Genomic DNA, 19897 nt, shown 5'->3' with positions numbered 1-19897 from the left:
TTGGCCTCCACCAGCAGCAAACTATGGACAAGCCCGCAGCCGGCCTTCGAGGTACTGGTATGAGGCTGCGGAATCGATCTGCTGCTGATCGGCGACGATGCCATCCTTGAGGTTCTTGAGCAGCGGCGCGATCAGTTGGTCGGCCTGCCGCCGCAAGGTTTCGTCGGCTTCGGCCGGGGTCCTGAAATAGGCGGTCTCGCCGAGTTTCCTTCGCAACCGCGCCTCCAGCATCCGCGCCGCCACCCGCAAGTGATTGCGCCATACCGCGACATGCTCCAGCTCGTGCTCTTCGACCATGCGCCGACGGCAGGAATCCCGGAGTTCGCTGGCCAGGTACACCTGCAGGGCGGAGAAACCGAGCCTCAAGCGCAGTGAGGAAACGCCGCAAACCTGGCCATCGACATCGGTCAGGATGCGGGGCATGACGTCCAGGCTGGCCGTCGGTTCGGCTTGAGTCAGTCCGAGCACGCTGTGATAAGGGTTGGTGCCGGCGCCGGACAGCCGCTTCAGGACATCGAGCTGGCGGCTATCGTCGCGGCTGACTGGCCGATCCTCGAAAACCACGCGGATTACCGCTTCGCTGGCCAGCTTTTCGCAGGCGGCCTCAAAACCGGTGCCGCCGATCACGGCCGGCGGCAGAAAAAACAGCAGTGTAGCGACAACAATGTTCCGGGCCGGTTGCCCGACCGGGGGGCCACCCGCTATTGCAGGTCTCAGACCGGAACGACGTCAGACATCGAAACCGTCAGCCGCAAGTCCCAGCCGTAACAAACCAGCTTGCGCATTTGCCGGCTGACCGAAGCAACCAGAAAATAGTTTTCCACGAACTTGCCTGAGCGATCCGCCTGTTCCTTGATCTTCTGGAAAGCCGCCTTGTTCAGGCGCACGACACATCCCACGTACTCTTCGAGCTGTTTTTTCATCTTCGGCTTCCGGTTGTCTCACTCTCATCTCCCACGCCACTCGCAATGCTTCGCGGCGGGAGGCCAATACTATATGTAGTACGCGGGGCGGAATTATCGAGAACTATCTTTACAGTTTCGTGAAAATTTCCATCGCCCGCACCAGCTTTCACATTATGCACTATAGATAAATTGCGGACAAAAGTTGGTTTTTGCCCGGCCATCGAGCACCAGTAAAAAGAGCCGGGAAATTCCCGGCCCTTTTGATCTTCAGTTACCGCCAGATCAGCCGCGCTTGGTACGCCGGCGGGCCACCGCCCCCAGCATGCCGAGGCCGGCCAGCAGCATGGCGTAGCTTTCCGGTTCGGGAACCGGCTGGGTATAGGTCAGGTTGTCGAGCACCACGCCGTCACCGGCGATGGTGACGCGGGCGATATTGGCCGTGTCGCTGACATAGCCGAAGCTCTGGAACTGGTCGTAGGTGTCGGCACCAAACGGCGAGAAGATGAACTTGGTGGTCTTCAGCAGCTTGTTGTTCAGATCGTAGTAGCGCGCCGTCAGGAAGGCCGAGCCGTCGAGATCCTGTTCATAGATGCTGTAGTCGAAGGCAAAGCCCTTGGTGGTCTGGCCGTTGAAGCTGATGTCCAGCGTCATGCCGCCGACGTAGTCGAACGACAGGAAATGGTTGCCAGCGCCCCAGATGCCGTTTTCGCCGAGATCGGCAATGGTCTGGCCGACGGTGAATTGCTGGTTGGCGGTGATCGACAGGCCGCCGGAGTTGAAGGTGGCGGCGTCGAAAATCTGGCCGTCGTAGCTCTCGAAATCGAGCACGCTGGCTGCGGCCGGCACATCGGCCCGGTCGACAATGACTGCCGCCTGGGCAGTGGCGGCGCCGGCGGCGAACAGCAGGCCGGCGATCAGGTTGAGTTTGTTCATGTGAAATATCCTTTCAGATTGAATGCTCCCCGGCGCACCGCCGGGGAGTGGCAGGTATCGATCAGGCGCCGACGATGCCGCCATCGTTCTTGGTAATGACCACCACGCCGCTACGCGGACGACCGGCCGGCAACGGGGTCACGCCGTCGGCCCGGGTCGCCCACTGGCTGGACGGCCAGTTGGAGAACTGGGTCGGGTTCGCCGCCAAGGCATCCTCACCCGGGTGCTGGATGCCGACGAACAGGGTCTTGCCATCCGGCGCCATGGTGATGCCGGTGACTTCGCACTTGTTCGGGCCGGTCAGGAAGCGGCGGAACTGCTTGGTCACCGGGTCGGCACAGGACAGACTGTTGGCGCCGAGATTGACCCAGTCGCCGGTGGCATTGCCAAGCTGGTCGGTCTGCACCCACAAACGGCCGAACGGGTCGAACCACAGGCCATCCGGCGCGCCGATATCGGCCGAGCCGTCCGGCGTGTCGTTGATGTTGCCCTTGTAGTCGTTGGTCGGCTTGGCGGCCTTGCTGGTCGCGGTATCGCCGCACTGGGCGAAGATGTCCCAAGTGAAGCCGGTGGCCAGAACCGACTGGCCGTTTTCGCGCCAGCGGATGATGTGGCCGTAGATGTTGTCTTCCATCGGGTTGGCGGCATCGACCGGCGGACGGGCCGAGGCGGCGGTCGTCGAACCGTCGATCTTGTTGGCCGAGGCGGTGGCGGTCCCGCGCCGGTTGTTGTTGGTCAGCGTGCAATAGACTTCGATCTCGTCGTTGCCATTGACGCGCGGACGCGCCCCGGTCCATTCCGGACGGTCCATCATCGTGGCGCCCACAGCGTCGGCGGCCATGCGGGTCTTGATCAAAATCTTGGCCAGCACTTCGGCATCGTCGGCCCCGACGAAGTTCGGGTTGTCGCGCAGTGCCACGCCATTCACCCCGATGGTTTCCGGGCGCAAGGCCAACCAGGTGCCGCTCAGGTCGGCATCGAAACGCGCCACGTAGAGCGTGCCTTCGTCGAGCAGGTTGCGGTTGGCGGCATTGTTGCCGGGGTTGTACTTGCCGTCGCAAACGAACTTGTAGATGTATTCGTTGCGCTCGTCGTCACCCATGTAGAAGGCCAGGTGATTGGCGCGGTCGACCACGTACTGGGCGCTTTCGTGCTTGAAGCGGCCGAGCGCGGTGCGCTTGACCGGCACCGACTTGGGATCGAGCGGGTCGATTTCGACAACCCAGCCGAACAGGTTGGTTTCGTTCGGATTGACCGCCAGATCGAAGCGCGGATCGACGGTGTGCCAGCGATAGCCGGCGCCGGCGGCCGCCACACCGTAGCGGTTATAGAGCTTGCCCGCCTCGGTCGTGGCGTTCGGCAGCGCGGCGGTCGCCCCGAAGTTGCCGTTCCAGTTTTCTTCGCAGGTCAGATAGGTGCCCCACGGCGTAACACCGTTGGCGCAGTTGTTGACGGTACCGTTGGCGGTCGTGCCGTCCGTGCTCTTGCCGGTGGCAACGGAGCCCGTCGGGGTGACGTTGTACTCGTTGCTCTTCAGCAGCGCATGGCCCGCCGCCGGGCCGGCAACGCGCATCGGCGTATTGGCGGTGATCCGGCGGCCGTAAACCGAACCGGGCACGACCGTCCATTTGCCATTGACCCGGCGGATTTCGGTGACGGAAACGCCATGCGCCGACTGGGATTTGCGGCACTTTTCGATGGTGTAACCGGCGCCGAGCACGTCGCTGCCGGTCTGGCCGGCCGGGAAGAGCACTTCCTCGTGGGTATATTCGTTGTTGGCGCACAGGATGCCGCGATCACTGAGGATCTGGCCACGGCTCGGGAACGGGAAGAAGTGCATGCCGTCGGTGTGCATGCCGTACTGCTTGGTTTGTTCGGCGGCAGTGTTGCTGGCGTCGGACTTGAAGGCAACGCCACCCGGCATGATCGGATCGCCCCAGGCGACGAGCAGCTTGGCGGTGTAGCCGGCGGGCACGGTGACCACGTCGGCCACCGGGGCCAGGCTGGCCGGGACGGGCTCGAAGCCGATGCCGACGACCGGTGCGGCTGCGGCGGCTTCGACGGTATTGACGATGCCGGACAGCGTGATGCCGCCGGCGGCGGCCAGCATGCCGGCGCTGGCGCTGCCCTGGACGAAGCGGCGACGGCTGACATCGAGACGGCTGATGACATCGAGAATGGACTCGTTACCGGACGGGTTGAGCGTCAGGTCGTTCCGGGGGTGGCTTTTGCCTTTCATGGGAACCTCTCAGTGGGTAGTGATCGAATGGTCGTGATTGATGTATCCGCAGGTAAATCGCTGCAGCTCAGGACTGGCGGCGCAGATGCAGATCGGTCTGCAGGCCGGCAGGGAAGCGGCACGAAATCCATGGCAGACGGCCGGGCGATGTTGCCATTGGCGTATTACAGAAAACCCATCGCCAGCGATGCCGGTTTGTAGTCCGATCGGATCAGTGCGCGGCGGCCGGTTTTCACAGTCCGCCGCGCCGGCTGCTCACGGCGCCAGCCAGGCATCCACGTCGACGGCCAGCAGCGGCCGGGCAAAGAAGTAGCCCTGCCCTTCCAGGCAGCCGAGTTTCTTGAGGATCTCGTGCTCGCTGCTTTTCTCGATGCCTTCGGCCACCACCTCGAGCGACAGGCTTTCGGCAAGGGCGATGATCGAGCGGGTGATCGATTCGTTGGCCGGCGTGTTTTCGATGTCGCGAACGAAGGACTGGTCGATTTTCAGGCGGTCGATGGGAAAACGGCGCAGATAGTTGAGGCTGGAGAAGCCGGTGCCGAAATCGTCGATGGCCAGCCGGATGCCCATGCCCTTGATGCGTTTCAGGCTGGTCAGCACGCCCTCGACGTTGTGCATCAGCACACTCTCGGTCAGTTCCAGTTCGATCAGGCAGGGATCGACCTCGTAATCGGTCAGGGCATCGGTCAGCACATCGGTGAAGTTGCTCTGGTGAAATTGCACGGCGGAAATGTTGATCGCCATGCGAATTGCCGGCAGCCCCTTGGCTTTCCACTCGCCGAGCTGGCAAAAGGCACGGCGCATGACCCATTCGCCGAGCTGGACGATATAGCCGCTCTCTTCGGCGACCGGAATGAACTCCATCGGCGAAATCGCCCCGCGTACCGGGTGCTGCCAGCGCAGCAGGGCTTCGACGCCCTGAATCCGGCCGCTGGCGAAATCGACCTGGGGCTGATAGACCAGCGACAACTCGTCGCGGTCGATGGCCTGGCGCAGATCGTTTTCCAGCGACAGCCGGGATGGATTGTAGCCGGCGCTGGCTTCGCTATACATCCGGAAGCCGTTGCGCCCGTTGGCCTTGGCTTCGTACATCGCGGAATCGGCCTTGGCCAGCAGGCGGCTGAGATCGCGGTCGTCGTGCGGATAGACGGCGATGCCGATGCTGACCGTGACGATCAGCGCATGACCGAGCAATTCGAAGGGCGGCAGCATCGATTCGACCAGACGCTGCGCGACATCGTTGGCATGGTCGGGGTCGGCCACGTCTTCCATCATGATGATGAACTCGTCGCCGCCGATCCGCGCCACGGTATCGGTTTTTCGGGCGGCCATCTTGAGCCGGCCGACCAGCGCCCGCAACACGGCATCGCCGGCGCGGTGGCCGAGCGAATCGTTGATCTGCTTGAAACGGTCGACATCGACGAACAGCAGGGCGACCGAACTCCCCTTGCGGTCGGCATCGAGACAGGCCTGGCTGATCCGGTCATTGAGCAGGGTGCGGTTGGGCACCCCGGTCAGCGGATCGTAATGCGCCAGGAAATACAGTTCGGCCTGTTTGCGCTGGGTAATCAGGTTGAGCAGGTCATGGCCGTTGGCGACGCCGATGTAGCGTTCGTGACTGGTCACCATGAAGCCGGTGACCAGATGCTCGATGCCCGAGGCAATGATGATCTGGGCGGCATCTTCGACGCTGCAATAATCCTCGACGACAATCGGGATCGAGGCATGGTAATGGCCCGAGTTCAGGAAGGCGTGAATGCCATCCCGGCCGAAAATCTCCCGGCTGTAGGGCTTGGTGAAAAACTCGATGTAGCCCTTGCGGTCGACCAGCGCCACCGGCCGGAATTCCGCATCGACGACAGGCAAGGCATAGATCGCCGAATCGCCGAGAAACCGGCTCATCACTTCCTCGCAGGTGGTCTCCGGCAAGGCCGGAGACATCGAACGGAGCAGGCTGCGGACGGTCGGCGCCTCCTGCAGACGGTCGTCCTTGATAAAGACAAATTGCCGCCCGACCTTGCTGGCCGGCGTATCGACGAGATTCGAGATGTTTTCTGCCTGCATCAGAATTTCCATATGCCAAAGGTCATATCGTCGAGGGTACGCCGGCCAAATGACAGGTTTGTGACCGGCCGGGAAAACCCTTCGACCGCCAGAGCCAGCGGAATTCCCCCGCCGCGCGGCAGGCCGCCTGATCCGTTCGGCATAACTCGGCGGCAGTCTTGCTGTAACAAACACTATCGATACTGCCCGACAGGCCAACATGGCACGGCGCGTCGTGCCGGCATTTCACTTTCAGGGAGAAATCATGTCAGTCGTTGCAGTCATCGGCCTCGGTTATGTCGGCCTGCCGCTCGTCGTCGAGTTCGGAAAAACCGGGCGCACCATCGGCTTCGATATCAGCGTAGACAAAGTGGCGAAGTGCCGGGCCGGCAGCGATCCGTCGCGGGAACTCGACGACTCGGCGCTGGCCGCCGCCGTGCATGCCGAATATACCGACGACCCGGCCAGGCTGGGCGAAGCCGACATCATCATCGTCGCCGTGCCGACGCCGGTCGATGCGGCGCACATCCCCGACTTCAAGCCGCTGATCGGCGCCAGCATGTCGGCTGGCCGGCACATGAAGACAGGGGCTATCGTCGTCTATGAATCGACGGTCTATCCCGGTGCCACCGAAGAAGTGTGCATCCCGGTGCTCGAGCGTGAATCCGGCCTGGTCTGGCAGCGCGATTTCTTCGTCGGCTATTCGCCGGAACGCATCAATCCAGGCGACAAGGAACACACGCTGACCAGCATCCTCAAGGTGGTTTCGGGCGACATGCCGGAAACGCTGGCCCGGGTGGCCGCCCTCTACGAGCGCATCGTCAAGCCGGGCGTCCATCGCTGCCGCAGCATCAAGGCGGCCGAAGCCGCCAAGGTGATCGAGAACACCCAGCGCGACCTGAATATCGCGCTGATGAACGAGCTGGCCATCATTTTCGACCGCCTCGCCATCGATACCAGCGAGGTGCTCGAGGCGGCCGGGACCAAGTGGAATTTCCTCAAGTTCAAGCCGGGCCTGGTCGGCGGCCATTGCATCGGGGTCGATCCGTACTACCTGACGCACAAGGCCGAGATGGTCGGCTACCACCCGCAGGTCATCCTGGCCGGCCGGCGCATCAACGACGGCATGGCCAAATTCGTCGCCGAGCAGACGGTCAAGCAGATGATCGCCGGCGGCAGTTACGTCAAGGGTGCCCGCGTCAATGTGCTCGGGCTGACCTTCAAGGAGGATTGCGCCGACCTGCGCAACTCCAAGGTGGCGGACATCATCGGCGAACTGAAGAGCTACGGCGTCGAGGTCTTCGTCCATGACCCGGCGGCCGACCCCGAAGAAGCGCTGCACGAATACGGTGTACAGCTGTCGGCCTGGGACGACCTGCCGCGGGCCGACGCGGTGATTGCCGCCGTGGCGCACAGCGAATACCTGGCGCTGGGCAGCGAAGATCTGGCCCGCCGGATGGTCAAGGGCGGCTGCTTCATCGACGTCAAGGCAATGTTCGACAAGGCCATGCTGGAAGCTGCCGGGGTGCGGGTCTGGCGCCTGTGACCGCGCAGACCGGCCAGCAGCGGGGCACTGACGATCCTTGGCGAACGAATGCGTCGGCTTTCACAAATATTTAATGAACGCGGAATAAGCTGGCCCGGTTCCCGTTCTTCGTTGACCGCCAGTCAGACCGGCCCCGTCGCCGCCCCGCAATGACCAGCTGGTTTACCTGAGCGACATCCAACAGCCGGCACTTGCACTCTTGCCTCGGCAGAAACGAATCATGACCGCCATTGCCTCAACCACCTGCCCACCACCAGCGACCACGGCCCCCGCACCGTATCTGGGCAGCACCTCGCGCTTCAACCGGGTCGCCAGTCTGCATATCGGCCGCGACAACCTGATCAACGTCATCGAGGTGGTCCTCGATCCGATCGTCCTGACCTTTTCGGTGTGGATGATCAGTTTCATCGAGGAAGGCGAACTCACCCTGCCCTACCTGATTGTCTCGCTGATGGCCTTCTCGCTGACCTTCCCGGCCCAACCGCGGCTCGAGGAATCGTTCGTGCGCAGCCTGCTGAACATCGTCACCGGCTGGCTGTTTCTCGCTTCGCTGATCGTCATTTTCGGCTATGCGACGAAAGCCCTGAGCCTGTATCCGGCGCGGGCGATCATCACCTGGCTATGGGCGGCGCCGCTCTGCCTGATCGTCGCCCATACCCTGTTCCGCCTGGCTGCGCCGATGCTGCTCCGGGCCCAGGGCGCCAAGCGGGCAGTGATCATCGGCATGAACGAGCAAGGCGCGCAACTGGCCAGCCGGCTGGCCGAGAGCCCGTACAGCGACCTGCAGGTGCTAGGCTTTTTCGACGACCGCAATATCGAGCGCCTGCATGCCAGCGGACATGGCCGCCCGCTGCTCGGCCGGATCAGCGAGGCGGCCGAATACGTCAAGCAGGCCCAGGTCAACCTGATCTACATTTCGCTGCCGATGGCCACCCAGCCGCGCATCATGCGCCTGCTCGACGAACTGCGCGACACCACGGCATCGATCTACTTCGTGCCCGACCTGTTCGTCACCGACATCATCCAGAGCCGTATGGAGACGATCTGCGACATGCCGGTCGTTTCCGTCTGCGAAACGCCGTTCACCGGGACCAACGGATTGACCAAGCGGCTGTCCGACATCGTGCTGTCGCTGCTCATCCTGCTGCTCATTTCGCCCATCCTGCTGGTCGTCGCGGCCGGCGTGAAACTCTCGTCGCCGGGACCAATTATCTTCAAACAACGCCGCTACGGGCTGGATGGCCAGGAAATCGTCGTATACAAATTCCGTTCGATGACGGTCTGCGAAGATGGTGGGCAGATCGCCCAGGCGCGCAAGGGCGACCAGCGGATCACCCGCCTCGGCGCCGTCCTGCGCAAGACCTCGCTCGACGAGCTGCCGCAGTTCGTCAACGTGCTGCAGGGCCGCATGAGCATCGTCGGCCCCCGCCCGCATGCCGTGGCGCACAATGAGCAGTACCGCAAGCTGATCAACGGCTACATGGTCCGCCACAAGGTCAAGCCGGGCATCACCGGCTGGGCGCAGGTAAACGGGTTGCGCGGCGAAACCGAAACGCTGGACAAGATGAAGGCGCGCGTCGAATGCGATCTCGACTACCTGCGCCACTGGTCGCTGGGCCTTGATCTTTACATCATTCTCAAGACGGTCGGCGTCGTCTTCAAGGATCAGTATGCCTACTAGCCCGGCCTGCCGCCGGCTGGCGCGGTGGTTCGGCAGCATCGTGGTACTTGCGATTCTTGCCCTGCTTTTCGGCTTCGGCAGCACGCCGGGCTCGGCCAACCTGATTTCCCATCCGTGGGACAAACTGCTGCACTTGGCCATTTTTGCCGTACTGAGCTTCGGGCTGCGCCTGGCGCTGCCCAGGATCCCGCTCTGGATGCTTATCGGCCTGGCCCTGGGCATCGCGCTCGCCGACGAATTGCACCAGTTCTTCGTACCGCAGCGCCAACCGGGCTGGGATGACGGATTGGCCGACGCCATCGGCGTCCTGTGCGGGCTCTACGTCTGGCACCATCTCCGGCGCACCTGGCCGGGGCAAAGCCCATGCGGCACCTGATCGCCCTCGCAGCCGGCTGGCTGATCCTGCTGCCGCAGGCCAGCGCGCTCGACCCCGAGAGCTATCGCCTGCAACTGGGCCATGGCCAGCAATACCGCCTGGCAGCCAAGCCATCGACCCTGGCCCACCCGGCGCTGGCCGCCAAGCCCTACGCCGAAGAAATTACCGCCGCGGCCCGCCAAGCCGGACTTGACCCGGCGCTGGTCCATGCGCTGATCCAAGTCGAATCGGCCTACCGGGCCGATGCCGTCTCGGAAAAAGGGGCACGCGGCCTGATGCAGTTGATGCCCGACACCGCCCGCCGCTTCGGCGTCGCCGATGCCGCTGAAGCCCGCCCCAACCTGCTGGCCGGCACCCGCTATCTGCGCTACCTGCTCGACCGTTACGACCAGCGCACCGACCTGGCCCTAGCCGCCTACAACGCCGGCGAAGGCGCGGTAAGCAAATATGCCGAGACGATCCCACCCTACCCGGAAACCCAGCGTTACGTACCGGCGGTGCTCGAGCGCTTCAACGAATGGCGCAACGCGCCAGCCAGGGCCATCGATTACGTCGCCGGCACCCGCCTGATCTCCGGCGAAAGGCCGCCGCAGGGCCGTGCCGCGAGTTCGGCCGCCAGCGCGACCAAATACGTTGCCGCATCCCGGATGTAGGCTCAGTCGCCCGAACTGCCACAATCATCAGGCCGAAAATGGAAAGGCGAAAAAGAAAGACCCGCTCACGCGGGTCGGTATGTGCTATTTGCTGCCTTGCTCGGTGCAGGCTTGCCTATCGCTCCATCAGCGGCAGCGGCTCGAGATCCGAACCGCACAAGCCAGCCAGTTCGGCAACGACACGGTTGATGCCATTGCCAATCAGCCACCAGACGTGACCATAAGGGTGTACCGCAATACCGCGAGCGGCGCAGAGCTTGATCGCCTGGTCTCTCAACTGTTCAGTTTGCTCATTCATATAATCCTCAACGCTTTGACTTGCTACATTTATTCTTCAACGTGGCCTCGGTCTGCCTTGGCCTATATCAATCGGACTCATTGGATGCCGTTGTATTCTCATCGCGTCCCATTGCAGTTTTATTAAGCGAGTTGGTTGGCAAGCGAAATATTCGGTTTGCCGGAGCGCTCGCCATCCTGCCGCCCGAAATTTTCCAACCCAGACCAGTGCTGTGGACCTAGCGCCAGCGTAGACTCGTCATATGAATTCAAAATTTCTCCCTTGGGTTTCGCTGAAGACCCGGGTTACCTTATTTACCCTGGCGATCTTTCTGATCAGCCTGTGGTCGCTGGCTTTCTATGCCAGCCGGATGCTGCGCGAGGACATGCAACAGCAGCTGGGCGACCAGCAGTTCTCGGTGGTTTCCTTGATCGCCAAGGCAGTCGACGACTATCTGGGCGATCGCACCAAGGCCCTGGAGCAATTCTCGAACAGCATCAGTCCGCAAACCTTGGCCGATACGGCCAGGCTGCAGAAGCTGCTGGTCGGCCAGCCGGTACTGCACACGCTGTTCAATGGCGGCTTGTTGATCACCAACCGGAGTGGCACGCCGATTGTCGAAGCGCTCCACAATCCGGGACAGGTCGGTTTCTCGGTCATCGATCGCGAGGTGATAGCCAGCGCACTGGAGGATGGCCGGTCGGTGATCGGCTCCCCGGTGATGAGCCAGCAGCCCGGTGTGCCGATCTTCGGCATCGCCGTGCCGATCCGCGATGCGGATGGTCGGGCGAGCGGCGCTCTGGTCGGGGTAATTGCCCTGCAAAATCCGGACTTCCTCGACCATCTGACGCAAAGCCAATATGGCAAGACCGGCAGCTATTTCCTGGTGGCACCGCAGGAGCGGCTGATTATCGCGGCGACCAGAAAAGAACGGGTCATGCAGCAGCTGCGCCCACGCGGCGCTATCCCGGCCATTGACCGCTTCATCGATGGCTTTGACGGCTCGCAGATCTATCTGAATCCGCAAAGGGTCGAGGTACTCAACTCGGCCAAGAGGCTCCAGTCCGTCAACTGGGGGATTTCGGCATCGATCGCCACGGCCGAAGCCTTTGCCCCTATCCAGGCGATGCAGCAGCGGATGATCGTGGCGACGCTGTTACTCACCCTGGCGGCCGGCTTGATCACGCTGTGGATGCTCAGGCGCCAGCTGTCGCCAATACTCGAGACCGCCGACATGCTGGCCCGCATGTCGGCTTCCGATGCGCTGCGCCAGCCCCTGCCCATCGTCAGAGAGGATGAAATCGGCCAACTGATCGGCGGTTTCAATCATCTGCTCGGCACCCTGGCGCAACGCGAAGCGGAACTAAAAAGACAGGTCACGCGCTTCTCCGCCTTCCTCGACGCCCTGCCCAATCCGATTTTCGTCAAAGGCAACGACACCGTCTTCATCGCTTGCAATACGGCTTATGAGGAGGCTTTCGGCATCAGTCGCGAGACGTTCGTCGGCCGGACGGTGCTTGACCTCGACTATATCCCCCAGGCGGAACGCGAGGCATTTCAGGCGGCCGATCTGAAATTGATCCGCGAAGGCGGCCAGACCAACGAGGAAATCAGCATCGCCTTCGCCGATGGCGTACGCCGCACGGCGCTCTATCAGCGACGCACTTTCGACCCGGGCGATGGTGAGGGCGGCGGCATGCTCGGCCTGATCGTCGACATTTCCAGGCGGAAACAGGCCGAGGATTACGAGCGTTTTCGCAACCACATCCTCGAAATGCTGGCCGGTGGTGCTGCCCTTCGGATCATTCTGCTGGCCATCGTCCGGGGGATCGAAAAACTGCATCCGGCGATGCGCTGCAGCATCCTGCGGCTCGATGACGAGGGCAGGCATCTCGGCCGGGGGATCGCCCCGAGCTTGCCGGATTTCTTCAATGCCGCGATCAACGGTGTCGAAATCGGCGTCGGCGTCGGTTCGTGCGGTACGGCCGCATTTACCGGCGAGCGGGTGGTCGTCGAGGATATCGCCACGCATCCCTACTGGGTGCTGTACAAGGATCTGGCGGCACGGGCCGGTCTGGGGGCCTGCTGGTCGCAGCCGATCCGTTCCGGGTCGAACCGGATTCTTGGCACTTTTGCGATCTACCACCACGACACCGACCAGCCGACCGAGGCCGACATTGCCTTGATCGAGCAGTCGGCCAGACTCGCCAGCATCACGATCGAGAAATGTCTGGCCGAAGAACGCTTGCGCGATGGCCAGGCTTTCATCCAGGGGGTGCTCAATTCCATCTCGAGTCAGATCGCGGTCATCGATGAAACCGGCGTCATCGTCTCGCTCAACGAGGCATGGCGAATGTTTTCACGGGAAAACAGCATCGAGCCAGGCCATCGGGCAGCGCACACCGACGTCGGAACAAACTACCTTGAGATGTGCGACACCGCGAACGCCACCGGTCTGGACGGCGCGATCAATGCCAGAGCGGGGATTCAAGGAGTGCTCGACGGTCGTCTGCCGAGTTTCAGCATGGAGTACGCCTGCCATTCACCAAACGAGCAGCGCTGGTTCTTCATGACGGTCACCCCGTTGGGAACGGGGGACAAAGGGGCTGTCATCGTTCATACCAACATCAGCGAACGCAAGCGGGCCGAAGAGCAAATCCGCAACCTGGCCTATTACGACAGCCTGACCCTGCTGCCCAATCGCCGCCTGTTAAATGACCGGCTGGCCCAGGCCCTGGCCAACGGCAAGCGGACGGGACTGCATGGTGCGCTGATGCTGCTCGACCTGGACAACTTCAAGCCGCTCAATGACGAGCATGGCCATGCGGCTGGCGACCAGTTGCTGATCGAAGTGGCGCGGCGGCTCAGTTCCAGCGTTCGTCAAATCGACACCGTGGCGCGTCTGGGCGGCGACGAATTCGTGGTCATTCTGGGCAGCCTGAATTCCGCACCATCGGCCTCGCGGGAGCAAGCCCTGGCGATCGCCGAAAAAATACGCACCATCCTCGCCCAACCCTACTTCCTGAGTTCATCCGAGGGCGACGACCAGGAATCGACAGTGGAGCATCATTGTTCGGCAAGCATTGGCGTCACCTTGTTTAATGGCCAGCAAGCCGGTCAGAACGAGATCCTGAAGCACGCCGACATCGCGATGTATCAAGCCAAAGAGGCTGGCCGCAACACGATCCGCTTCTTTGAAGGAAGCGGTTAGCCGGAAGAATACTCAGGGCGAAGCGCCAGACCGGCCTTGAGTTCTTCAATCAGCAGGCGCACCTTGGGCAGCGAATAACGGCGTTGCGGATAGACGGCCCAGACGGCGGCGTTGGGCGGCTGGTTCGTTTCGAGAAGAGCAACCAGTTCGCCCTTCTGCAGCAGATCGAGAACGTAGTAATCGGGCAACTGGCTCAGGCCAAAGCCGCGCAGCGTCGCATCCAGCACCGCCTGGCCGCTGTTGCAGCGCCAGTTGCCGCTCGGCCTGAACTGGAATTCACGGTCGCCTTGGCGGAACGACCAGACATCGCTGGTGCCGATCAGGCAGTTATGCTGCCCCAACTCCGAAAGCGTGTGCGGGCGACCATAGCGCTCGAGATAGGCCGGCGCGGCGCACAAATACATGGCGCGCGGGGCGATCCGGGTCGCCACCAGGCTGGAATCGTTCAACCGGCCAAGGCGGATGGCCAGATCGAAGCCTTCATGAACCATATCGAGCGTGCGATTGGTCAATTCGATATCGACTCGCAACTGCGGATACCTGGCCATGAAGTCATTGACCAGCGGCACGATGAAGCGCTCGCCATAAGCCACGGCAGCGGTCATGCGCAGCAAGCCGGTCGGCGCGCTTTGCAGATCGCCCATGGTCAGGAAGGCCTCGTCACGCTCTTCAATCAGCCGCTGGCAACGCGCGAAGAAACTCTGCCCGGCTTCGGTCAGCGACACTCGCCGGGTCGTCCGGTAGAGCAATCGCGCCTGCAGGCGCTCTTCAAGAGCCGCCACTTGCCGACTGACGTGCGACGACGAAACACGCAGCCCCTCGGCGGCGCGGGCGAAGCTGCCGCTCTCGGCAACGGCAACGAACTCATCCAGTCCATCCCAGCGACTCATTGCTCAGCCTCCATCGGCAATCGTTCGAATGATTATCCCTACACGGCAACAATCAATTGCACGGAATCGATTTATCGACCACGGGGCACTAATTATACTCAGCCCCATTACTCCTACCGCCAGAGAACCCTCATGACCATCAAGTCCCGTGCCGCCGTCGCTTTCGCTGCCAACCAGCCGCTGCAAATCGTCGAAGTCGATGTCGAACCGCCGAAAGCCGGCGAAGTGCTGGTCCGTATCGTCGCTTCCGGCGTCTGTCATACCGATGCCTTCACGCTGTCCGGCGACGATCCGGAAGGTATTTTTCCGGCCATTCTCGGCCATGAGGGCGGCGGCATCGTCGAAGCCATCGGCGAAGGCGTCACCTCGCTGGCCGTCGGCGACCATGTGATTCCGCTGTACACCGCCGAATGCGGCGTCTGCAAATTCTGCAAATCGGGCAAGACCAACCTCTGCCAGGCGGTCCGCGCCACCCAGGGCAAGGGCCTGATGCCCGACGGCACCAGCCGCTTCTCCTACCAGGGCCAGCCGATCTATCACTACATGGGTTGCTCGACCTTCTCCGAATACACCGTGCTGCCGGAAATCTCGCTGGCCAAGATCGCCAAGGATGCGCCGCTCGAAAAGGTCTGCCTGCTCGGCTGCGGCGTTACCACCGGAATCGGCGCCGTGCTCAACACCGCCAAGGTCGAAGCCGGCGCCACGGTCGCCATCTTCGGCCTCGGCGGCATCGGTCTGGCGGCGATCATCGGCGCGACGATGGCCAAGGCTTCACGCATCATCGCCATCGACATCAACCCCGGCAAGTTCGAGATCGCCCGCCAATTGGGCGCCACCGACTGCATCAATCCGCAGGATCATGCCAAGCCGATCCAGGAAGTCATCGTCGAGATGACCGATGGCGGCGTCGATTACTCCTTCGAGTGCGTCGGCAACGTGAACCTGATGCGGGCGGCGCTCGAGTGCTGCCACAAGGGCTGGGGCGAATCGACCATCATCGGCGTGGCCGGCGCCGGCCAGGAAATCAGCACCCGCCCCTTCCAGCTGGTCACCGGGCGCGTCTGGCGCGGCTCGGCCTTCGGCGGCGTCAAGGGCCGCACCGAACTGCCGGGTTATGTCGAGAAAGCGCAAAAAGGCGAGATTCCGCTCGACACCTTCATCACCCACACCATGCCGCTCGAAGATATCAACAAGGCCTTCGACCTGATGCATGAAGGCAAGAGCATCCGCACGGTCATCCACTTCTGAGCAGGGAACAGCGCAATGAGCATCGAGAACATCTCCTGCCAGAAAAGCTTCGGCGGCTGGCACAAGCGCTACCGGCATCGCTCGACGGTGCTGAATTGCGACATGACCTTCGCCGTCTATCTGCCGCCCCAGGTCGAACTGGGTGAAAAGCTGCCGGTCCTGTACTGGCTGTCGGGACTCAGCTGCAGCGACGAGAATTTCATGCAGAAGGCCGGCGCCCAGCGCCTGGCCGCCGAACTCGGCATCATCATCGTCGCCCCCGACACCAGCCCGCGCGGCGCCGAGGTGCCGGGCGATCCGGACGGCGGTTGGGATTTCGGGCTGGGGGCCGGCTTCTACCTGAATGCGACCCAGACACCATGGGACCGGCACTATCGGATGCACGACTACGTGGTGCATGAGCTTCCCGCCCTGATCGAGGCCAGCTTCCTGGTCTCGGACAAGCGCGGCATCAGCGGCCACTCGATGGGCGGCCATGGCGCGCTGGTTTGCGCCCTGCGCAACCCCGGGCGTTACCAGTCGCTTTCCGCCTTCGCGCCGATCGCCAACCCGATGACCGTGCCGTGGGGCGAAAAAGCCTTTTCCCGCTACCTCGGCGAAGACCGCTCGACCTGGCGCGAGTGGGATGCCAGCCTGCTGATCGCCAAAGCCGCCGAGCAACTGCCGATCCTGATCGACCAGGGCGACCGCGACGATTTCCTGCTCACGCAACTCAAGCCGGAAACCCTGCGCTCGGCGGCTACGGCGGCCAACCACCCGCTGACGCTGCGTCTGCAAGCCGGCTATGACCACAGCTACTACTTCATCGCCAGCTTCATCGACGACCACTTGCGCCACCATGCCAAGGCTCTGAAAGCCTAGGCGCGGTGCGTAACCCGGAGAGCCTGCCGTGAACAACGCCGACCTCAAAATCAACGCCGACTTCGCGCAACGCGTCGTCGTCCCGCCAGTCGATGCTGAGGATTGGGCGCCCTCCCCCTGTCCGGGCGTCTGGCGCCACCGGCTTGACCGGATCGGTGGCGAGATTGCCCGGGCCACCAGTATCGTTCGGTATACCCCCGGCGCGGCGTTCAGCCGGCACACGCATGACGGCGGAGAGGAATTTCTGGTTCTCGACGGGGTATTCTCGGACGAGCACGGCGATTACCCGGCCGGAACCTACGTTCGCAATCCGCCCGGCTCGGCGCACACGCCATTCACCCGCGCCGGCTGCACGATTTTCGTCAAGGTCTGGCAGTTCTCGCCAGGCGACCAGCAGAAGCTGGTGCTCGACACCGCCTCCGCCAGTTGGCGACCGGGTCTTGTCCCAGGCCTGGCGGTGATGCCGTTGCACGAGTTCGACGGGATCAGTTCGGCACTGGTCAAATGGGCACCCCACACGCAATTCAATCCGCACACCCATCCGGGCGGCGAGGAAATTCTCGTACTGCAAGGCGTGTTCTGCGATGAACGGGGTGACTATCCGGCCGGTACCTGGCTGCGCAGTCCGCGCTGGAGCCGGCACGCCCCATTCACCGGCGCCGAGGGCGCGATCATCTACGTCAAGGTCGGGCACCTCGGCGCCCCGCTGCTGCAACCGGCATGATCAGGCGTCGTTCCCGCTAGCGCGGGAACGACCCAAGCGAACACCCGGCGTTCGCTTATCGCCGAATCAGACCGGTGTCAGCCGGCGATTGGCGGCGCCCGGCAAGGTGCGCAGCGATTTGCCGGTGAAGGCGGTGTAATCGACAGCCTTGACGGTGCTTACGAAATGCCAGTCGCTGCGACATTCGCGCGCCGTCGCGGTGATCACCATGTAGCCGCGGTCGCCGGTATTGGCGTACTTGAGGGGGCCGATGATGCTTTCCAGTCCGGCCGCGACGAGGGCCGGATTTTCCGTCGGGAAATAGGCCTCGAAGCCGGGCGACGAAACGGAAGACACGGCGAATTCGACGCCGACCGGATTGCCCTGGTAGTCGAGCAGGTCGCTGGCCCAGGCGTTGTGCGTGTCGCCGGCCAGCACGACGAGGTTCTTGTCGAGGCTCCGGGCCATGCCGAGGACCATTTCACGGGCCATCGCGTAACCGTCCCAGGCGTCCAGGTTGTAGGGAATGGCCGGCTGGGCGAGGATGGCGCGCTCGCCGGCGCTCAGGGCGGCCGGGTTGGTCTGGGCCTTGGCGACCAGGGCCGAATAGGCCGAGAAGCCGATTTGGCCGAGGACCAGTGGCGCCGGGATGTTCATGCGCGCCATCAAGACCTGCTGGCCGAGCACTTGCCAGGTGGCACCGGAACCGGCCATTTGCTGCTGCAGCCAGAGCAATTGTTCGGCGCCGAGCAATTGCCGGCCGGTATCGGCCAGATCGGCGGCAAAGCGGGCGCCGTCGAAACTGCCGTCGCTGCCGAAGTAATTGGCGTAATCCAGTTGGCGGTCGCGGGCAATGACGCGGGTATCCAGCATGTGCAGGGCCAGCAGATTGCCGAAGGCGAAGGACCGGCTGATCAGTTCCGGCCGGCGCGGGTCCGGGCTGCGAATCGGCAGCCATTCGTGAAAGGCCTGCAGGGCGGCGGCCCGCCGGGTCGAGAAGGAACCTTCGCTGCTTTCGTCGTGGTTTTCGGCACCATCCTTGTAGGTGTCGTTGGCGATCTCGTGGTCGTCCCAGACGTTGATGAAGGACATCGCGGCATGCGCCGCCTGGAGATCCGGATCGCTGCGGTACTGGGCATAGCGCTGGCGGTAGTCGGCGAGGCTGAGCAGTTCGCCGGCCGGTTCGACTTCGCGGCCGAGCGCGGCGGCGTCCTCGGAAGCGTACTGGTCGCGGCCGTATTCGTAGATGTAATCGCCGAGATGGACGGCGAAGTCGAGGTCGTCGCGCTGTGCCGCCTCGGCGTAAACGTGGAAATAACCGGCCGGATAATTGGAGCAGGTGAACACCGCCAGCTTGACCTGGGCGACCCGCCCGACCGGCAGCGTGCGGCCACAGCCGACCGGCGAAACCGTCCGCCCGACAACGAAGCGGTAGTAGTAGCGGGTATCCGGGCGCAGGCCGCGGACATCGACCTTGACCGTGTAGTCGCGGTCGCTGCCGGTACGGCTGATGCCGTTGCCGACGACGCGCCGGAAATGCCGGTCGGTGGCGACTTCCCAGAGGACGGGCACGATCCCGCCGCGCTCCGTGCTGACCCGTGTCCAGATGATCAACTGGCGCGCCAGCGGATCGCCACTGGCCACGCCGTGATCGAAACTGACCTTGAGGCGATGGCCATGTTGCACCATGACCTTATGCTCGGCTTCGGAGAAACGCTCGCCTTCCATTTCATGGGCCAGGGCGCGGAGCGGCAGAACCGAGCCGGCGGAAGCAACGGCACAGCCGAGCGAGAGGTGACGGAGGAAACGGCGGCGCGGGGCAAGAATTCGGGAGGTCATGGGGTCGATACCGGAAGTGGGACAAGTCTTCCGAGCTTAATGACACGGAGTTACACCGACGTGTCCGAAATATCTCACCAGCATTGCCAACGGCTCATGAGCCGTTCTGGCGAAATGGGCAAACTGCGCGGCGATTATTCGCTGGCGAAATTCAGCGCCAGGCCGTGGCCGGCCGACAGACTGGAGTCGAAAACCTCGTCCTGCAAATAACAATCGAACGGCGGCTCGGCCGCGTCATCTTCGATATCCAGACCCAGGCCGCGAATTTCCGACTTCAACTGACGATCCGTGAAATTGCGAAAGCCGGGAAAGCCCTCTTCGAGCAGGTTGCCAAGCTGTATATGGCGGTCGATATCGTCGCCGGACGTCAGCCGGGCCAGCACCAGCTGACGAATCATTTCCTCGCGCGTCATGGGATTCTCCCGATCAACAAAAATCCGAATCTAACCGGGGTTTGTTACCACCCAATGAAGCATAAATGACCAGCGCATG

At 62.8% G+C, this 19897-nt stretch carries 17 protein-coding genes; 8 read left to right on the top strand and 9 right to left on the bottom strand.

The features are described 5' to 3' along the window. Positions 1-21: 21 nt before the first annotated feature. From KI611_RS09690 to KI611_RS09670, 5 genes are all read right to left on the bottom strand, one after another. Positions 22-627: a hypothetical protein gene (locus KI611_RS09690; RefSeq protein WP_226419611.1), complete on the bottom strand. Its 606-nt coding sequence runs from the start codon at positions 625-627 to the stop codon at positions 22-24. A gap of 86 nt (positions 628-713) precedes the next feature. Next, entirely contained in the window at positions 714-923 is a 210-nt protein-coding gene (locus tag KI611_RS09685; RefSeq protein WP_226419610.1) for a hypothetical protein, read from the bottom strand. 264 nt (positions 924-1187) lie between these two features. Continuing rightward, entirely contained in the window at positions 1188-1838 is a 651-nt protein-coding gene (locus KI611_RS09680) for a PEP-CTERM sorting domain-containing protein (RefSeq protein WP_226419609.1), read from the bottom strand. Between the two features lie 61 nt (positions 1839-1899). After that, on the bottom strand, positions 1900-4077 hold the full coding sequence (locus KI611_RS09675; protein ID WP_226419608.1) for a PhoX family protein: 2178 nt from the start codon (positions 4075-4077) through the stop codon (positions 1900-1902). Positions 4078-4332: 255 nt separating this feature from the next. Further along, the gene (locus tag KI611_RS09670) at positions 4333-6141 is read right to left on the bottom strand and encodes an EAL domain-containing protein (protein WP_226419607.1); all 1809 of its coding nucleotides are present in this window, start codon (positions 6139-6141) and stop codon (positions 4333-4335) included. A gap of 244 nt (positions 6142-6385) precedes the next feature. Here KI611_RS09670 and KI611_RS09665 point away from each other — a divergent pair, with 244 nt between their 5' ends. From KI611_RS09665 to KI611_RS09650, 4 genes are all read left to right on the top strand, one after another. After that, positions 6386-7666 carry a nucleotide sugar dehydrogenase gene (locus KI611_RS09665; RefSeq protein ID WP_226419606.1) on the top strand — a complete coding sequence of 427 codons (1281 nt, stop codon included), beginning with the start codon at positions 6386-6388 and terminating at the stop codon, positions 7664-7666. A gap of 220 nt (positions 7667-7886) precedes the next feature. Then, complete coding sequence (locus KI611_RS09660) at positions 7887-9347, top strand: undecaprenyl-phosphate glucose phosphotransferase (RefSeq protein WP_226419605.1); 1461 nt, start codon at positions 7887-7889, stop codon at positions 9345-9347. Beyond that, a complete protein-coding gene (locus KI611_RS09655) occupies positions 9337-9723 on the top strand; it encodes a VanZ family protein (RefSeq protein ID WP_226419604.1) in 387 nt (128 codons plus the stop codon). Before KI611_RS09660 ends, KI611_RS09655 begins: the two co-directional genes overlap by 11 nt. Further along, complete coding sequence (locus KI611_RS09650) at positions 9711-10376, top strand: lytic transglycosylase domain-containing protein (protein ID WP_226419603.1); 666 nt, start codon at positions 9711-9713, stop codon at positions 10374-10376. The genes KI611_RS09655 and KI611_RS09650 overlap by 13 nt, the downstream gene beginning before the upstream one ends. 115 nt (positions 10377-10491) lie before the next feature. On the opposite strand, the gene KI611_RS09645 is transcribed toward KI611_RS09650, so the two are convergent. After that, positions 10492-10674, bottom strand: a complete 183-nt coding sequence (locus KI611_RS09645) for a hypothetical protein (RefSeq protein WP_226419602.1) — start codon at positions 10672-10674, stop codon at positions 10492-10494. Positions 10675-10915: 241 nt separating this feature from the next. Here KI611_RS09645 and KI611_RS09640 point away from each other — a divergent pair, with 241 nt between their 5' ends. Continuing rightward, positions 10916-13864, top strand: coding sequence for a diguanylate cyclase domain-containing protein (locus KI611_RS09640; RefSeq protein WP_226419601.1), 2949 nt, complete (start codon positions 10916-10918; stop codon positions 13862-13864). Here KI611_RS09640 and KI611_RS09635 read toward each other — a convergent pair. Further along, positions 13861-14754 (bottom strand): LysR family transcriptional regulator, encoded by an 894-nt coding sequence (locus KI611_RS09635; protein WP_226419600.1) that lies wholly within the window; start codon positions 14752-14754, stop codon positions 13861-13863. The two genes, KI611_RS09640 and KI611_RS09635, sit on opposite strands and share 4 nt — an antisense overlap. Positions 14755-14886: 132 nt before the next feature. Here KI611_RS09635 and KI611_RS09630 point away from each other — a divergent pair, with 132 nt between their 5' ends. Genes KI611_RS09630 through KI611_RS09620 form a run of 3 tightly spaced genes read left to right on the top strand, consistent with a single transcriptional unit; the run spans position 14887 to position 17587 of the window. Then, positions 14887-16002 (top strand): S-(hydroxymethyl)glutathione dehydrogenase/class III alcohol dehydrogenase, encoded by a 1116-nt coding sequence (locus tag KI611_RS09630; RefSeq protein ID WP_413464012.1) that lies wholly within the window; start codon positions 14887-14889, stop codon positions 16000-16002. Positions 16003-16017: 15 nt separating this feature from the next. Continuing rightward, entirely contained in the window at positions 16018-16863 is an 846-nt protein-coding gene (gene fghA / locus KI611_RS09625) for an S-formylglutathione hydrolase (RefSeq protein ID WP_226419599.1), read from the top strand. Between the two features lie 28 nt (positions 16864-16891). After that, positions 16892-17587: a cupin domain-containing protein gene (locus tag KI611_RS09620; protein WP_226419598.1), complete on the top strand. Its 696-nt coding sequence runs from the start codon at positions 16892-16894 to the stop codon at positions 17585-17587. 66 nt (positions 17588-17653) lie between these two features. Here KI611_RS09620 and KI611_RS09615 read toward each other — a convergent pair whose 3' ends face one another. Both KI611_RS09615 and KI611_RS09610 read right to left on the bottom strand, forming a co-directional pair. Next, positions 17654-19405, bottom strand: coding sequence for an alkaline phosphatase D family protein (locus KI611_RS09615; protein WP_226419597.1), 1752 nt, complete (start codon positions 19403-19405; stop codon positions 17654-17656). Between the two features lie 134 nt (positions 19406-19539). Further along, positions 19540-19818, bottom strand: coding sequence for a hypothetical protein (locus KI611_RS09610; protein ID WP_226419596.1), 279 nt, complete (start codon positions 19816-19818; stop codon positions 19540-19542). Between the last annotated feature and the right edge of the window lie 79 nt (positions 19819-19897).

The organism is Dechloromonas denitrificans (assembly GCF_020510685.1).
GTDB lineage: Bacteria > Pseudomonadota > Gammaproteobacteria > Burkholderiales > Rhodocyclaceae > Azonexus > Azonexus denitrificans_A.
The sequence above is the reverse complement of the archived record's forward strand: the minus strand, read 5'-3'. Positions and strand labels throughout refer to the sequence as shown.

Excerpts from the sequence above, each read along its gene's own strand:
- KI611_RS09610 (WP_226419596.1), bottom strand. The coding sequence starts at position 19,818 with ATGACGCGCGAGGAAATGATTCGTCAGCTGGTGCTGGCCCGGCTGACG.
- KI611_RS09660 (WP_226419605.1), top strand. The coding sequence starts at position 7,887 with ATGACCGCCATTGCCTCAACCACCTGCCCACCACCAGCGACCACGGCC.
- KI611_RS09630 (WP_413464012.1), top strand. The coding sequence starts at position 14,887 with ATGACCATCAAGTCCCGTGCCGCCGTCGCTTTCGCTGCCAACCAGCCG.
- KI611_RS09680 (WP_226419609.1), bottom strand. The coding sequence starts at position 1,838 with ATGAACAAACTCAACCTGATCGCCGGCCTGCTGTTCGCCGCCGGCGCC.
- KI611_RS09640 (WP_226419601.1), top strand. The coding sequence starts at position 10,916 with ATGAATTCAAAATTTCTCCCTTGGGTTTCGCTGAAGACCCGGGTTACC.
- KI611_RS09650 (WP_226419603.1), top strand. The coding sequence starts at position 9,711 with ATGCGGCACCTGATCGCCCTCGCAGCCGGCTGGCTGATCCTGCTGCCG.
- KI611_RS09615 (WP_226419597.1), bottom strand. The coding sequence starts at position 19,405 with ATGACCTCCCGAATTCTTGCCCCGCGCCGCCGTTTCCTCCGTCACCTC.
- fghA (WP_226419599.1), top strand. The coding sequence starts at position 16,018 with ATGAGCATCGAGAACATCTCCTGCCAGAAAAGCTTCGGCGGCTGGCAC.
- KI611_RS09635 (WP_226419600.1), bottom strand. The coding sequence starts at position 14,754 with ATGAGTCGCTGGGATGGACTGGATGAGTTCGTTGCCGTTGCCGAGAGC.
- KI611_RS09645 (WP_226419602.1), bottom strand. The coding sequence starts at position 10,674 with ATGAATGAGCAAACTGAACAGTTGAGAGACCAGGCGATCAAGCTCTGC.
- KI611_RS09655 (WP_226419604.1), top strand. The coding sequence starts at position 9,337 with ATGCCTACTAGCCCGGCCTGCCGCCGGCTGGCGCGGTGGTTCGGCAGC.
- KI611_RS09670 (WP_226419607.1), bottom strand. The coding sequence starts at position 6,141 with ATGCAGGCAGAAAACATCTCGAATCTCGTCGATACGCCGGCCAGCAAG.
- KI611_RS09665 (WP_226419606.1), top strand. The coding sequence starts at position 6,386 with ATGTCAGTCGTTGCAGTCATCGGCCTCGGTTATGTCGGCCTGCCGCTC.
- KI611_RS09675 (WP_226419608.1), bottom strand. The coding sequence starts at position 4,077 with ATGAAAGGCAAAAGCCACCCCCGGAACGACCTGACGCTCAACCCGTCC.
- KI611_RS09685 (WP_226419610.1), bottom strand. The coding sequence starts at position 923 with ATGAAAAAACAGCTCGAAGAGTACGTGGGATGTGTCGTGCGCCTGAAC.